Source organism: Pseudomonas floridensis (assembly GCF_002087235.1).
GTDB classification, from domain to species: Bacteria; Pseudomonadota; Gammaproteobacteria; order Pseudomonadales; family Pseudomonadaceae; genus Aquipseudomonas; species Aquipseudomonas floridensis.
Genome location: NZ_MUIO01000009.1, coordinates 113,695 through 127,567, shown reverse-complemented (window position 1 = coordinate 127,567; position 13,873 = coordinate 113,695). Strand labels below are relative to the sequence as shown.

10 protein-coding genes are annotated in these 13,873 nt (G+C 59.5%); 5 read left to right on the top strand and 5 right to left on the bottom strand.

Features of this window, described 5'->3' with window-relative positions; translation table 11 throughout:
* Nucleotides 1–79: 79 nt before the first annotated feature.
* Nucleotides 80–3,916 carry a sensor domain-containing protein gene (locus tag BZK31_RS03135; RefSeq protein ID WP_083181208.1) on the bottom strand — a complete coding sequence of 1,279 codons (3,837 nt, stop codon included), beginning with the start codon at nt 3,914–3,916 and terminating at the stop codon, nt 80–82.
* Nucleotides 3,917–4,297: 381 nt separating this feature from the next.
* On the opposite strand from BZK31_RS03135, the gene ettA reads away from it, so the two are divergent.
* Nucleotides 4,298–5,962 carry an energy-dependent translational throttle protein EttA gene (gene ettA, locus BZK31_RS03130; RefSeq protein ID WP_004884041.1) on the top strand — a complete coding sequence of 555 codons (1,665 nt, stop codon included), beginning with the start codon at nt 4,298–4,300 and terminating at the stop codon, nt 5,960–5,962.
* A 39-nt stretch (nt 5,963–6,001) separates the two neighbouring features.
* Here ettA and BZK31_RS03125 read toward each other — a convergent pair whose 3' ends face one another.
* From BZK31_RS03125 to BZK31_RS03110, 4 genes are all read right to left on the bottom strand, one after another.
* Nucleotides 6,002–6,502 (bottom strand): GreA/GreB family elongation factor, encoded by a 501-nt coding sequence (locus BZK31_RS03125; RefSeq protein ID WP_083181207.1) that lies wholly within the window; start codon nt 6,500–6,502, stop codon nt 6,002–6,004.
* A 78-nt stretch (nt 6,503–6,580) separates the two neighbouring features.
* A complete protein-coding gene (locus tag BZK31_RS03120) occupies nt 6,581–6,934 on the bottom strand; it encodes a hypothetical protein (RefSeq protein WP_083181206.1) in 354 nt (117 codons plus the stop codon).
* A gap of 141 nt (nt 6,935–7,075) precedes the next feature.
* Nucleotides 7,076–8,929: an Lnb N-terminal periplasmic domain-containing protein gene (locus BZK31_RS03115; protein ID WP_083181205.1), complete on the bottom strand. Its 1,854-nt coding sequence runs from the start codon at nt 8,927–8,929 to the stop codon at nt 7,076–7,078.
* Between the two features lie 62 nt (nt 8,930–8,991).
* The gene (locus BZK31_RS03110; RefSeq protein ID WP_083181204.1) at nt 8,992–9,480 is read right to left on the bottom strand and encodes a DUF3015 domain-containing protein; all 489 of its coding nucleotides are present in this window, start codon (nt 9,478–9,480) and stop codon (nt 8,992–8,994) included.
* Between the two features lie 288 nt (nt 9,481–9,768).
* On the opposite strand from BZK31_RS03110, the gene BZK31_RS03105 reads away from it, so the two are divergent.
* The 4 genes from BZK31_RS03105 to BZK31_RS03090 all read left to right on the top strand — a co-directional run bounded on the left by BZK31_RS03105 (nt 9,769) and on the right by BZK31_RS03090 (nt 13,770).
* Nucleotides 9,769–12,204: a Lon protease family protein gene (locus tag BZK31_RS03105; protein WP_083181203.1), complete on the top strand. Its 2,436-nt coding sequence runs from the start codon at nt 9,769–9,771 to the stop codon at nt 12,202–12,204.
* Nucleotides 12,205–12,379: 175 nt separating this feature from the next.
* Complete coding sequence (locus tag BZK31_RS03100; protein ID WP_083181202.1) at nt 12,380–12,709, top strand: PA4575 family protein; 330 nt, start codon at nt 12,380–12,382, stop codon at nt 12,707–12,709.
* 98 nt (nt 12,710–12,807) lie between these two features.
* Entirely contained in the window at nt 12,808–13,314 is a 507-nt protein-coding gene (locus BZK31_RS03095) for a TIGR00645 family protein (RefSeq protein WP_083181201.1), read from the top strand.
* A 147-nt stretch (nt 13,315–13,461) separates the two neighbouring features.
* On the top strand, nt 13,462–13,770 hold the full coding sequence (locus tag BZK31_RS03090; RefSeq protein ID WP_083181200.1) for a DUF6482 family protein: 309 nt from the start codon (nt 13,462–13,464) through the stop codon (nt 13,768–13,770).
* Nucleotides 13,771–13,873: the final 103 nt, after the last annotated feature.

The following is a 13,873-nucleotide window of genomic DNA, read 5'->3' as shown; positions in this document are numbered from 1 at the left end:
CGCGGGTCTGCGGTCTGCATCACTTTCCAGAACGGAAGCGGCGCCTTCCGTGCGGCATTACCACGCAGGGTGCGCTCACCTAATCCAGCATGAACAGCGCGTCGTTGCTGAATTGCGCTTCGAACTGGCTGGCGGGCATCGGACGGCCAAAGAGGTAGCCTTGCACCTCGTCACAGTCGTGTTCGCGCAGGAAATCCAGTTGCTCCTGGGTTTCCACGCCTTCGGCGATCACCGCCAGGTTGAGGCTGTGGGCCATGGCGATGATCGCCCGGGCAATCTGTGCGTCCTGCTCGCCGGACGGCAGGCCATCGACGAAGGTGCGGTCGATCTTCAGCACATCGATGGGGAACTGTTTGAGGTAGTTCAGCGACGAATAGCCCGTTCCGAAGTCATCCACCGCGATGCTCAGGCCAAGGTTCTTGAGCCCGTCGAGTATCTGCATGGCTTCATTGACTTCGCGCATCAGGATGCTCTCGGTCAGTTCCAGCTCAAGGCACGCAGGGGGCAGGCCGGTGGTGTGCAGGATGCTGGCGATTCGCTTGCCGAGCTGGCCGTCCGAGAACTGCCGTGCCGAGATGTTGACCGACACCTTGGGCACCCGCACTTTTGCCTGATGCCATTGCTTGAGCTGGCTGCAGGCTTCGGTCAGCACCCAGTCGCCGACTTCGACCACCAGCCCAAGCTCTTCGAGCACCGGGATGAAGTCGTTGGGCGGCACCAGTCCACGGCGGGGATGACGCCAGCGCAGCAGCGCTTCGGCCCCGGTCAGACGTTTGCCATCGCCGCTGAACTGCGGCTGGTAGTACAGCGTGAATTCCTTTTGTTCCAGTGCGTGGCGCAGATCGCTTTCCAGCTCCAGACGTTCGAGCGCGGTGGCGTTCATGTCTGCCTGATAAAACTGGAAGTTGTTCTTGCCGCGTTCCTTGGCGTGATACATCGCGGTGTCGGCGTTCTTCATCAGCTGGCTCAGCTCATCGCCGTCCTGCGGGCTGAGGGCGATACCGATACTGGCAGTCACGAAAAACTCGCGTCCTTCGAGCACGAATGGCGTGACCAGGCTGGTGAGAATCTGCTCGGCCACATGAATGGCTCGGTTCAACGCGCTTTCCCGCGTAGGCCCTGGTTGCAGCAGCAGGGTGAATTCGTCCCCGCCCATGCGCGCCACGGTGTCGTCGTCCGTCACGCAGGCCAGCAGGCGCGTGGCCATTTCCTTGAGCATGCGGTCGCCGGCGGCATGCCCCAACGAGTCGTTGATCGGCTTGAAACGATCCAGGTCGAGAAACATCAGCACCACCCAGTCCTGCTGACGCTCGGCCTGTTGCAGCGCCGAATGCAGACGGTCCTGGAACAGGGTGCGGTTGGGCAGGTGGGTCAGGGCATCGTAATAGGCCAGACGATGAATGCGCTCCTCGCTGGCTTTGCGCTCGCTAATGTCGCTGAAGAAGCACACGTAACTGGCCAGGTCGCCTTCATCGTCGACCACGGCGGTGATGCCGACCCACGCCGGATAATGCTCGCCGTTGCGTCGCTTGAGCCTGACTTCACCTTCCCAGGTGCCGCGCTGGTTGAGCTGCCTGAGAACATGGCGCAGATGTGCTTCCTGCTCCACCTCTACGGTCAGCAGGCCGGGCAACTGGTCGAGCACCTGCGCCGCTTCATAGCCACTGACCCGAGTGAACGCCTCGTTGACCTGCACGATATAACCCGCGGGGTCGGTGATCAGAATGGCCGATGTAGAGTGCTCGAATACTGTCGCTGCCATGCGCAGGTCTTTTTCGGCACGGCGCTGCTGACTGATATCGCGACCGACACCCAGAAGCCCCTCGAAATTGTCATGCTCGTCCCACACCAGAACCATGCGCAATTCGACCGGGACCTTGCGCCCGTCGGCCCGCAGGCAATCGAAGAGGAACAGGCGCGGGGCGGTGTCGCTACGCAGTTTGAGCAGTTCGTCCGGTTTGTGCAGGAGTCTGCGGATGGAGTGAATCAGCTGGTCGAACCCGAGCAATTGCTGAGGGTTGGCGATGGTCGAAGCCCAGCCGTGCGTGAGGATCCACTCGGCGCTGTAGCCCAGCACGTTCTGCACCGACGGGCTGACGTAGTTGGGCTGGAGCTGATTGTCAGTGGAAAAGATAACGTCACTGATGCTTTCGGCGAGCATGCGATAACGCTGTTCGCTGTCGCGCAGGGACTGGCTGGACGCGACTTGATCGGTGATGTCCTTGGCGACGCCGATGATGCGCGTTACCAGGTCCTGACTGTCTCGCGCCAGCGCCTGTTCGCGAACGTCGAAGCACCGCCAGCTGTTTTCGCTATTGCGAAAGCGCAGCACACATTGGAGCAGTTCGTTGTGACCGTGGTGACGCTGACGCAGGCGCATGTCCTGATAGCGTTTGGCGTCGTCGGGGTGCAGCAGGATCTCCCAGAAAAACTCACCCATCGCGCGCAGTTCGGACTTGCTGTAACCCAGCGTATGGCCCAGATGGTGGTTGCTGTAGATCATCCGTTGGCTGAGCACGTCCTGCACGTAAAGATGGTCCGGCACGGTGCGCACCACGTCGGACCAGAAGCTTTCCCGATCCAGCAACGACAGTTCGATCTGTTTGCGGCTGGTGATGTCGCCAATGCTGAGAATGACGGCATCGAAGTCGTCGCGGCTTTCCGGCAGCCTGAGCACCAGCCACAGGTGCTGATCCTGGCCGCCTTCGCGGGTGCGCCGGATTTCCAGTTCCAGCCGCGGCAGCTTGTTCAGCACTGCGCGGATCACCTCGATACCGATGCCGGGCCGTGTACGTGACTCGCCTTCGATCAGTTGCTGCCATGCCTGTTCGCCGCCTTCGACGTTCAGCAGGCTCAGGGCAACCTCGTTGACCTCGTTGATGCGCAATTGCTGTAGCAGCCGGTCAAGGATGGCAGGCTGATTCTTGAGCAACAGGTCGAAGTCTTCGCACGTGCGGATCTGCAGACTTTCAAGGCTTTCCGGCAAGCCGGACATGTCCATGACGCAGATGGCCACGCCAGCCCCTTCGAAAATATCCCGATAACGCCGGCGGCTTTCGAGCAACTGACGCTGCCTCCCCCGCAGGCTCACCAGGGCCATGAGCGGCAGAATCGAAAACAACAGGCCGACAATGCACTTGCCCACCAGCGGGGCGAGCAGGTCCTGACGAGCCTTCTGCGCATCGAAAAGCCCGCGCAGTTGCCAGTCACTGTTGATCAGTGGCTGAAGCAAAATGGTTTCTGTATGGCCGGTGTCGGCGCCGTTTTCAGGCAGAGTCTCGCGCAGGATCACCCGTTGCGTGATGCGTTTTTCCAGGCGCCACAGGTGCTGGAAATCCTGGGTTGGCTGCTGGATGAAACCCTTGAGCGCGTCGGGGACCACCCGCCCCGCCCAATAGTCGCCGCTCGCACCGCCACTCTGGCGTATCAGCAGATAGATCTGCGAGCCGTCCTCATTGCTGGTGTAAAAGAACGGGCGTCCGATGGCCTGTTTCAAGGCTCCCTTCAGAATAGACGCGTCGCCGGTGATCTCTGAACTGTCGCTGATCACGTCTCCTGTGGGACTGAGGCTGACGACACTGCGCAACGCGGGCAGGGCGGTGCGCAGGCCGTCCAGCGTCGATGATTGATCGAGTCGCGCGCTCGATGACTGGATTTCTTCCAGCAGATTCATCGCGATCTGGGCGTTGAGTGCCATGTTCAAACCGAGCCGGTCCGACAGTTGCGTGGCGTAGTCGAGACTGCGCTGACGCTGCCGTTCCTGGGTTTGATGAAACTGCTCGATCAGTTGCCAGAGCAGCAACGCGATCATCAGCAACACCAACGCCGCCAGCACGCCTTTCAATGAGCCACGCAGAGGCTTGGCAGTACTGCTTTTGGCGGTACTCGAGGGCAAAGAGGAGGTTGATGTGGGCAAATCGTTGTTCCTGACTACTGGACTGAAGCAGCGATGCACTATGCAATATAAGCCGGTCGCCCAAAGGGCGGCTAGCATGCCTTGAGTTGTGGCAGAGTGCCAGTCCCGCTGGGCCGGATCGTTTGCCCTGCAGGCTGCATTCGGGTAGCTTTGCGCAACGCGCGGTTAATGCCCGACTCCTGCATGAGTGACTCCACTGTGTGCAAACAAGATCCAGCGGCCTGACTGTCCAGGCCCCGACTCTGTTCTCTGCCTGCTCTGATTCAAGGCGTGGAACGCTCATGCGGCAAGTCTGAAAGACAAATAAAAGCTTTTTTTCGGTTGGGGCTTTAAGCTCGCGCTCCAGATCGGTCCTTATCACAGACACCAGGTTTTCATTCCATGGCTCAATACGTCTTTACCATGCATCGGCTGAGCAAAGTTGTGCCGCCGAAGCGGGAAATCCTCAAGAACATCTCTCTGTCTTTCTTCCCGGGCGCCAAGATCGGCGTGCTGGGCCTCAACGGTTCGGGTAAATCCACGCTGTTGAAGATCATGGCTGGCGTCGACACCGAGTTCGACGGCGAAGCACGCCCGATGCCTGATCTGAACGTGGGTTATCTGCCGCAAGAGCCACAACTTGACCCCACCAAGACAGTGCGCGAAGTGGTCGAAGAGGCCGTCAGCGTGATCAAGGACGCACAGGCGCGTCTGGATCAGGTCTACGCGGAATATGCCGACCCTGATGCCGATTTCGACAAACTCGCAGCCGAGCAGGCCAAGCTCGAAGCGATTCTGCAAGCCAGCGACGGCCACAACCTTGAGCGTCAACTGGAAGTCGCCGCCGATGCGCTGCGTCTGCCAGCGTGGGATGCAAAAATCTCCGTGTTGTCTGGTGGTGAAAAGCGCCGCGTCGCCCTGTGCCGCCTGCTGCTGTCCGCACCGGACATGCTGCTGCTCGACGAACCGACCAACCACCTGGACGCCGACTCCGTCGCCTGGCTCGAGCACTTCCTGCACGATTTCCCGGGCACCGTGGTTGCGATCACGCACGACCGTTACTTCCTGGACAACGTTGCCGGCTGGATTCTTGAGCTCGACCGCGGCGCGGGTATTCCTTACGAGGGCAACTATTCGGGCTGGCTTGAGGCCAAATCCGATCGTCTGGCCCAGGAATCCAAGCAGCAGTCGGCCCATGAAAAGGCCATGAAGGACGAACTGGAGTGGGTTCGCAAAGGCGCCAAGGCGCGTCAGTCCAAGTCCAAGGCGCGTCTGCAACGCTTCGAAGAAATGCAGTCGCAGGAATTCCAGAAGCGCAGCGAAACCAACGAAATCTACATTCCGGCCGGTCCACGCCTGGGCGACAAGGTCATCGAATTCAAGAACGTCACCAAGGGTTACGGCGATCGCGTACTGATCGACAATCTGTCGTTTGCCATGCCTAAAGGCGCCATCGTCGGCGTGATCGGCGGTAACGGTGCCGGTAAATCGACCCTGTTCCGCATGCTGATGGGCAAGGAGCAGCCTGATTCGGGCAGCATCGAAATCGGTGAAACCGTGCAACTGGCTTGCGTAGACCAGAGCCGCGACGATCTGGACGGTAGCAAATCGGTATTCCAGGCCGTTTCTGATGGCTCCGACGTGATTCGCATCGGTAACTATGAAATCCCGTCGCGTACCTACGTGGGACGTTTCAACTTCAAAGGTGGCGATCAGCAGAAGTTCGTCAAGGACCTGTCCGGTGGTGAGCGCGGTCGTCTTCACCTCGCGTTGACCCTGAAAGAGGGCGGCAATGTGCTGCTGCTCGACGAACCGTCCAACGACCTCGACGTCGAAACCTTGCGTTCGCTGGAAGAAGCGCTGCTGGACTTCCCGGGCGCGGCCATCGTGATTTCCCACGATCGGTGGTTCCTTGACCGTGTGGCGACCCACATTCTGGCGTACGAAGACGACTCGCAAGCAGTGTTCTTCGAAGGTAACTACACCGAATACGAAGCCGACCGTAAAAAGCGTCTTGGCGATGCCGCTGCCCAGCCGCACCGCGTCCGTCACAAGAAGCTGGCCTGATCCGTCTGAAGGGGCGCCGTTTGCGGCGCTCCTTCAGGCTCAGCCTTCGTCGGTTTCGATCAGTACCACTTCGATCAACTGATCCCCCGCCGGTCGTTTCCACAACACCTCATCGCCCAACTGCGCGCCCAGCAATGCGCGGCCCAATGGCGAACCCCAATTGATCAGCCCGTTGGCCGCATCGGCCTGGTCTTCACCGACCAGTTGCACGCGCTGCCGGTTGTCGTCTTCATCGGCGAACGTGACCCAACTGCCAATCTGCACTTTCTCGGTCGACAGGGCGGGTGTCACCACCTGCGCGCTTTGCAGCCGCTGATTGAAATAGCGCAGGTCGCGCTCCAGATCTGCCAGCCGCTGCTTGTCGGCATTGTCGCCCAATGCACTTTGCGCGCTGTGCTGTGCCTGAAGGTCGCTCACGTGTCGTTGCAGCAGCACCAGGCCGTGGGCCGTGACGTAATTGGGTTGCTCGCTGACCAGTCGCTCCACCGGCTGACTGGCATCGGCGGCAGCATTGTCTTCGTTTACAAACGCGCGACTCATGAAGTGTCCTCCCTAATTGGGTTTGGGCCGTCGGGAGGCGTGATTGGTTTCGTCCGATTGCAGGCGGCGACGTGACAATCAGTTCGGGCGATAGGCTTTTGCAGCGCTGCGCGTCTTTTCCCGTTCCCAGTCGCGGTCACGATCATTGAATATCTGGCCCGGGTCGAAACGGCCCCGATTCTCCTGATAGGCCTGGCACTGACGAAAACCATCGGTCCAGCCTTCTGCGTAAACCTTGTCCTTGAGGTAGCGCGGTACGTCTTTCTTGAACTGCCCGGTGAACGCGCCTGCTGCCGCCTTGCCACTGCCGCATCCATCCTGAAAACCGTCGGCAAAGCCAGGCGGATAACCTTCAGCCAACATCTGGTCACGGGCGGACTGACAACCTGCCAGCCCGATGGCCAGCGACAACAACACCCAATGCAGCTTCATGGTGGTTTCCTCTACGTATGAGGAGAGTCTAGAAGCGAATATGTGAGTGATGTGTAAAAACGACGTGGGGAATGTGTGCGTTCGCGGACACGTCCGCTCCCACTGAGGGGAGCGTTTGCTCCCGCTGGGTGGAGTGGGGGCTTAGTAGTGATACCACTTCACCTCAAGCATCACTTCGTTCTGTGGCGAGCTCATCTGGCTGAATTCGCGCTGGGCGCTAAGGCGCAGGCCCAGGTTGCGGGACAGTTCCCACTGCTGATTGAGGCTGACGCTGCGGCGTACTTCGCCGTTGGTGAAATAGTCGCCCTTGGCTTCCAGACTCAGGTTGCCCAGCGGGTTGCGCCACAGCAGGCCAGTGTTGAACCCGGCTGCCGGGGAGATGAATTCGGCGAAGTCATTGTTGTGCTCGACGCGAACCGTTCCCAGCGCAAAGCCCAACACGTCATCGCCCAGTTGCCAGGTGCCGCCGCCGCCGCCGTTTACGTGGCTGACCAGGTTTTCGTCGCCATGCTTGCCCAGTACGCGCTCAAGGCCGCCGGTGACTTGCCATGACCATGGCTTGAGCAGTTCGGTACGCGGTGTTAGCGAGCGGATGGTGGCCAGGTCCAGCTGCTGAACCTGCCAATCGTTGCCTTCGTACTGGCGCACCTTGAGCTGCAGAATCTCGATCTGTGCGCCCAGCGGGAAACCATAGGCGTTATCGTTGAGGTCGTGATACGCCATGCGCAGGCCGTATTCGCCAAAGGCCCGGTCGCCACGCGTGCCGGCGCCCAGTTGCCAGGTGCGTGATTCATGGCCGTCTTCCGGCAGGCCGAGGCGCGGGATGTCCAGTTGCGGCGGCGGGTTCTGATTGATGGCCTGCAACAGTTCGAAGCTGCGCTGCGAACGTGCGGCGTCACGCTCCAGACCGTTGGCCCGGTAGCGTTCCAGACGATAGGCCGCATCCTGAATCAACGCACGGCGCTCTTGGGGCTGGGCCAGATACTCGCTGTCCTTGAGTTGTTTCTGGTCAGCGCTGACCTTCAGTACCCACTGCTGCTCGTCAGCGTCAAGGGGTTCGGCGCGGCTCAACAGTTCGCGTTCGCGAGAAGGCCGGTAATCGATGCTTTCCACCAGACCGGCAGCCTTGATCGCCTTGACCGTATCGGTCGGAATGGCGGTCAGGCCAAATTGCTCGGTCAGGTGCAGCCCCGGGCGGGCGACCTGCAGCAGTTCCAGCAGGCGGTAAGAGCAGTTCTCATCGAAGAAGAAATAGCTGAACTTGATCTGTTTCAGCTCCCAGACGTGTTCGACCATGCGCCCGGTTTCTTCGGGCGTCAGGTTCAGCCGGTACTCCCACAGATCGCGGTTTTCCAGGCTGCGATATTCCGACAGCTTCTCCTGATAGGGCACCAGCGCGAACAGGCCAGGATAGCCGCCCATCAAGCCTTTCCAGGCATAGAGAATGCTGTTGTCCATGCCTTCGATGTACGCGCCGAAATTGATCGCATAACTCAGCAGCGTCGTGTTGTTGCTTCGGGCGCTGGCCGGGTCAATCCGCAGCAGGGTATGACCAAACATCGAAGACGGGCTGTTGAGGTACGCCGCCGGGAAGATCAGCACCGTGCTGTCCGGTGCCACATCCTTGTACCACGCCTTGAATTCCTTGCAGTCCGGTGTCGGCAGGTTGGTCAGCTTCAACTGATCGCGCAACCAGCGGGTTCGTGCCGGATAAACGCATTGGGCATGCGTCTGCTCTTGAGTGACCGGGGCATAAATGGCATCGAGCGTCGCGCTCAGCTCAGCCTGCGGGTCATGGGCACCGTTGGCTGCGAGAAAAAATTTTGGATCTGTCACATAACTGCGCCAGCCGCCGAGTTTGCTTGCCTCGTAGTGGCCCAGTGAAATCCAGAACGGCTCGTTGGCCAATTGCTGCAAACGGTCAGCGGTAGCATGAGGTGCCGCACACAAGGGGGCACAGACAAACAGCGCCAGCGATACAAGACGTTTGAGCATAGAGGGCAACTAGTCAGAAAAGGGAATCCCGCCCTTTGCGAGGAAAGGGCGGGCGAACGACTTTAAGCCTGGGTAGCGTACTTGGCCAGGGTTGGATCGTTTTTCAGAACGTTGACGGTGTTGGCGTGAACGTCTTCGGCAGTGGCGTCAGCCTTGCTGAAGATTTGCGAGAAGTGCTCGTGAGTGACGGCGGCGAAACGTGCACGATCTTCTGGTGCAACGCCCAGCACGACTGCGTAGGTGGTCAGTGCTTCGCCTTGGCCCATGGCCATGTCTTTGGAAAGCTCATCCATCATGCCATTCATGGCCAGCCAGGATTTGCCGCCGTAAGTCAGGGCGCTGTTGGTGGAGCAGCCGTTGGTGCCGGACGTCATGCCGAAAGTGGCGTTGCCCGATGTGCCGTTGGTGGTAGAAGCCAGGAAGTGAGCGGGCGTGCCGCGTTGACCTTCAAACAGCATGTTGCCCCAACCGCAGTCCGGGCCGCCTGGCGCTTGGGCCATAGCGTTGATGGATACAGCGGCGAAGAGCGTTCCAAGAAGAATCCGTTTCATAGCTTTTTTCTCTTTATGTTCAGCCAAGGGTCGAGTTTCTTTGTGTGTCACACCAAACCGGATGGCCTTTTAAGACCATCCGCGCACTTTGGAGTTTAGGCACGTTCCAAGGGTTCCGTGATCTATTGCAGAATATTGCTCAAATTCGCATGTTTCATGTCACCGTAAATCCTTTGCTCAGGGTTGAAAACCAATCCTGTGGCCATGGCGATGAAAGCCTGCCTTGCAAGTCGTGTGCGGCGAGCGCCAGAATGCCGACATCTGCCCAGCCTGATGTAAGGAACACTGATGCCCGATTCTGTCGCAGCCAATCTACGCCTGGCGCCTCACGCGCTGACCCGTCCGTTTTCCGCTGAGCAGTTCAGCTTTTCGACCACCAACGATCTGGAACCCTTTCGCGGTGTGCTCGGCCAGGAGCGAGCGGTAGAAGCCTTGCAGTTCGGGGTCGCGATGCCGCGTCCCGGGTACAACGTGTTTGTCATGGGCGAGCCTGGCACAGGCCGTTTTTCCTTCGTGAAGCGCTACCTCAAGGCCGAGGGCAAGCGCATGCAGACGCCGTCGGACTGGGTCTACGTCAACAATTTCGACGAGCCTCGCGAGCCGCGCGCGCTGGAGTTGCCGCCTGGTAGTGCGCAGGCCTTCATCGCCGACATCGCCAGCCTGATCGACAACCTGCTGGTCACCTTTCCAGCCGTGTTCGAGCATCCGTCTTATCAGCAGAAAAAGAGTTCGATCGACCGTGCGTTCAACCAGCGGTATGACCGCGCACTGGACGTAATCGAGCGTCTGTCGCTGGAAAAAGACATCGCGCTGTACCGAGACAGCACCAACATCGCCTTCACACCGATGGCGGACGGCAAGGCGTTGGACGAGGCCGAGTTCTCGCAACTGCCGGAAGCCGATCGCGAGCGTTTCCATGAAGACATCTCGGCGCTTGAAGAGCGCCTGAACGAAGAGCTGGCCAGCCTGCCGCAGTGGAAGCGCGAGTCGAACAATCAGTTGCGTCAGCTCAACGAAGAAACCATCACGTTGACTCTGCAACCGCTGCTGGCACCGTTGTCGGAGAAATACGCCGAGAACGCCGCCGTCTGCGCCTATCTGCAGGCCATGCAGGTGTACCTGCTCAAAACGCTGGTCGAGCAACTGGTCGATGACAGCAAGACCGACGCCCAGGCCCGCAAACTGCTTGAAGAGCAATACAGCCCGAGTCTGGTCGTGGGACACAACCATGATGGCGGGGCGCCCGTGGTGTTCGAGCCGCATCCGACGTACGACAATCTGTTTGGACGCATCGAGTACAGCACCGATCAGGGCGCGCTCTACACCACCTATCGTCAGCTTCGTCCCGGCGCATTGCATCGCGCCAACGGCGGTTTCCTGATTCTGGAAGCGGAGAAAATGCTCGGCGAACCCTTCGTCTGGGACGCCCTCAAGCGCACGCTGCAATCGCGCAAACTGAAAATGGAATCGCCGCTGGGCGAGTTGGGCCGTGTGGCCACCGTGACACTGACGCCACAGGTGATTCCGTGGAACGTCAAGATCGTCATCATTGGTTCACGCTCGTTGTACTACACGCTGCAGGACCTGGATCCGGACTTCCAGGAGATGTTTCGTGTGCTGGTGGATTTCGATGAAGAAATCCCGATGGTCGACGAGACCCTCGAGCAGTTTGCCCAATTGCTGAAAACCCGCACTTCAGAGGAGGGCATGGCGCCCTTGACCGCCGATGCCGTTGCGCGTCTGGCGACCTACAGTGCGCGGCTGGCCGAGCATCAGGGGCGCTTGTCGGCGCGCATCGGTGATCTGTTCCAGTTGGTCAGCGAAGCGGATTTCATTCGTCAACTGGCCAGCGACGACAAGACCGACGCCGGCCACATCGAGCGTGCACTCAAGGCCAAGGCCACCCGCACCGGACGTGTGTCGGCGCGGATTCTCGATGACATGATGGCCGGTGTGATCCTGATCGACACCGAGGGCGCGGCGGTCGGCAAGTGCAACGGCCTCACCGTTCTGGAAGTCGGCGACTCGGCGTTCGGCGTGCCGGCGCGTATCTCGGCGACGGTCTATCCGGGCGGCAGCGGCATCGTCGACATTGAGCGTGAGGTCAACCTGGGCCAGCCGATCCACTCCAAAGGCGTAATGATCCTGACCGGTTACCTGGGCAGTCGTTATGCCCAGGAATTTCCGTTGGCGATTTCCGCCAGCATCGCGCTTGAGCAGTCCTACGGCTATGTGGATGGCGACAGCGCCTCTCTGGGCGAGGTCTGCACGCTGATTTCCGCGCTGTCCCGTACGCCGCTCAAGCAGTGCTTCGCGATTACCGGCTCGATCAATCAGTTCGGTGAGGTGCAAGCAGTCGGCGGCGTCAACGAAAAGATCGAAGGCTTCTTCCGGCTGTGCGAAGCGCGCGGTCTGACAGGAGAGCAGGGCGCAATTATCCCGCATGCCAACGTGACGACGCTGATGCTCGATGAGCGGGTGGTGCAGGCGGTCCGCGACGGCCAGTTCCATATCTATGCGGTGCGTCAGGCCGACGAAGCCTTGAGTCTGCTGGTGGGCGAACCTGCCGGTGAGCCGGACGAGCAGGGCGAATTTCCTGAGGGCAGCGTCAATGCCCGGGTGGTCGAGCGTCTGCGTGACATTGCGGAAATGCTCAGCGACGAAGACCTCAAGGAAGAACTGGAGAAGGAGCCTGCGCAGTTGCAGCCCGAGCTGAAAGCCTGATTCTGCCGTGGCGGACATCGGGTGATCGAAAGGTCACCCGATGTCCGTTCATCAGGCCCGATTTTGCAGCCCGACTTTTCTTCTATCCTGTCATCTGATCGTGGTGGCCAAATGGACTGGCACATCTTCTTGTGTGAAAACGGAGGGTGATACCGCTGCTGAAAAGGAGCTCGCCATGCCGCGCAGCCTCTGCCTCACCCGTCAATGCCTGGGGTTGATAACCCGTATCGAATGCCTCATCAGACCCGTTCCCGGCGATGAGGATGTGTGGATGCTGATGTTCGCTGCCGGCATGTCGGGCGAGCAGCCTTCGGCGATCCGCTCCCAGGGACCGTTCAATGGGCTGCCTGCTGCGCAGTCCATGCTGACCAGCATCGCCGAAAGCCTGACGCTGGGCGGTTACCAGACGGCTGACGACGTGCCGATCTGGACCCTGCACATGCAGGCCGAACTGCGCCGCATCAACAGGGGTGTCTCCAGCTATCAGCGTTCTTCCCCGTTCTGATACCTCCCGGTTTCTGTGCGTTATTTTGTCGCACAGCTAGAGCCGCACGTTCCCGCTGATATACTCGCGCGTCTTTTTCACCACACTTGCGAGTCTCAATGGAACGTTTCTTCGAAAATGCCATGTATGCATCGCGCTGGTTGCTGGCACCGATCTATTTCGGGTTATCCCTTGGTCTGCTGGCGCTGTGCCTGAAATTCTTTCAGGAAATCTTTCACGTCCTGCCCAACATTTTCAGTCTGGCCGAGGCCGATCTCATTCTGGTGCTGCTGTCACTGATCGACATGGCGCTGGTGGGTGGTTTGCTGGTCATGGTGATGATTTCCGGCTACGAGAACTTCGTCTCGCAACTGGACATCGATGAGGACAAGGAAAAGCTCAACTGGCTGGGCACCATGGACTCATCTTCGTTGAAGATGAAAGTAGCGGCCTCTATTGTGGCGATCTCGTCCATTCACCTGTTACGCGTGTTCATGGACGCGACCAACATCAAGACCGAATACCTGATGTGGTACGTGATCATTCACATGACGTTCGTGATCTCGGCCTTTGCGATGGGGTATCTGGACAAGCTGACCAAGCTCGACAAGCAGTCCAGGCACTGACCCGTCAACTGCATCACGCTTTGCCTGCGCCCGCCCAACGCTTGAAATCGAGCGTAAGGCGGGCGGTTTCGTTTCTGGATTGTTGTTTCGGGGTGCTGTAAAAAGTCCCTTTGCGACGCTTTCAGACATCACGAAAGAGGATCGATCATGAATTATCAGGAACTTACCGAGCACGCTCAGGCCGGTCGGATCAATGAGCTGAATCTGATCTCTATCGAGGGCGGTATCTACCTGCTGGAAGTGTTGATGCAGGGCAGCTCCGGAATGCTCAAGGACCCTGCGGGCAAGGTGCTGCACTTGCGCTCGGTCGAGCATGCGCGGGACTTGCTCAAGGATCTGCCCGCTGTGCCGTTTTATCTGGTCCACTGCGTGGTACACGACGAACTCTGCGGAATGCCGGTCAACGACCGCTCCGAGATGCGCATGCCGATCTCGTTTCACTCTTCCTGGTCCTGACGGCACGGCACGCTTTACGGCGGCGGTAGGGCCTTTCAGGCCAATTGTGCTAGTCTGCCTGCCCTTTTGTTCGGGGTACTCTTGAGCGAGTCGTGAAAGCCGT